The organism is Pseudoalteromonas sp. JC28 (assembly GCF_013319255.1).
Taxonomy (GTDB): domain Bacteria; phylum Pseudomonadota; class Gammaproteobacteria; order Enterobacterales; family Alteromonadaceae; genus Pseudoalteromonas.
Map to the genome: position 1 here is coordinate 1 of NZ_QOKX01000026.1, position 1,588 is coordinate 1,588.

General features: G+C 45.5%; 2 protein-coding genes. Both read right to left on the reverse strand.

Annotated elements, in window-relative coordinates; all coding sequences use genetic code 11:
- Window positions 1-819 (reverse strand): condensation domain-containing protein (locus DS891_RS24240; protein WP_368032287.1); only part of this gene is annotated, 819 nt, incomplete at its 3' end.
- 29 nt (window positions 820-848) lie between these two features.
- Window positions 849-1,588 (reverse strand): phosphopantetheine-binding protein (locus tag DS891_RS24245; RefSeq protein ID WP_254606056.1); only part of this gene is annotated, 740 nt, incomplete at its 5' end.

Genomic DNA, 1,588 nt, shown 5'->3' on the forward strand with positions numbered 1-1,588 from the left:
ATGATATTGCTTCTCTGCTGGACGGGGATAATCCAATGTGAGGTTATGCACCGCGGGGGCTTCATCCAACTGCGCTAACCAATAACTGAGCTGTTTATCTAATACCGTATCCGTTATATGCGTTCGCTGCCACTGCGCATAATCTCCATACTGTAACGCCAATTGTGGTAAAGGCTCGGCTTCACCTTGACTATAGGCTTCATACAAACGTACAAACTCATTGGTCAACACCTGCATTGACCAACCATCMGACGCAATATGATGCATATTAAAGAGTAGGACTCCTGTATCCTCTCCGGTCGCCAGATACAATACCTTTAATAGTAAGTCTTCTGCCAAGTTAAACGCGGTGGTGATAACCTCTGATATCCGTGCTTTTATTTGGGCTTGCTGCGCTTCGCCTTGTAACGACCTGAGGTCTTGATATACAACACTAAACGCCACATTTTCAGGTTCATGGATATATTGATACACCACGCCTGCTTCATCATAATAATTGGTTCTTAGCACCTCATGACGCGCAATTATCCGCTGAAAAACACGCTCAACTACAGGCAGCGATAATTCACCTTTTACAGTCAAGGCCACTGGCATGTTGTACTCTGGTGAGCCTCCTTTTAGATGATCTATAAACCATAAACGCTGCTGCGAAAATGACGTTGGTAACGTCTGGCTTTCTCTTGGATAGGCTTGAACCGCAGGTAATACTTGCCCTTGCTCGCTTTGCTCAATATCATTCGCCAGCGAGCGTAAGTCCTTCGCGTTAAATACCTGTTGTAATGAAATATCGACACCGTAACAACGCTGAATTTCTGACACCAAACGTATGGTGAGTAACGAATGCCCACCTAGAGTTCAGGTTCATGGATATATTGATACACCACGCCTGCTTCATCATAATAATTGGTTCTTAGCACCTCATGACGCGCAATTATCCGCTGAAAAACACGCTCAACTACAGGCAGCGATAATTCACCTTTTACAGTCAAGGCCACTGGCATGTTGTACTCTGGTGAGCCTCCTTTGAGATGATCTATAAACCATAAACGCTGCTGCGAAAATGACGTTGGTAACGTCTGGCTTTCTCTTGGATAGGCTTGAACCGCAGGTAATACTTGCCCTTGCTCGCTTTGCTCAATATCATTCGCCAGCGAGCGTAAGTCCTTCGCGTTAAATACCTGTTGTAATGAAATATCGACACCGTAACAACGCTGAATTTCTGACACCAAACGTATGGTGAGTAACGAATGCCCACCTAGAGTAAAGAAGTTCGCCGTTGCACTGATCTCAGCAGCTTTTATACCCAGAAGCTGTGCCCAAATACCGRCTAACTGTTGCTCAATATCACCTTCARGGCTTACATATTCCCCTTGCAAACAACCCACATCTGCACTTGGCAATGCCCGTCTATCCACCTTGCCATTTGCCGTCAATGGCCATTCATCCACTGCAATCAGTATGCTTGGTATCATATGCTCTGGTAAATCTTGCTGTAATTCTGCCTTCAATGCCTGCAGCCAGCTTGACTCATCTATATCCAGCCCACTTTGTCGCTGCACATACCCTATTAATTGCTTCTCTCCCGCGA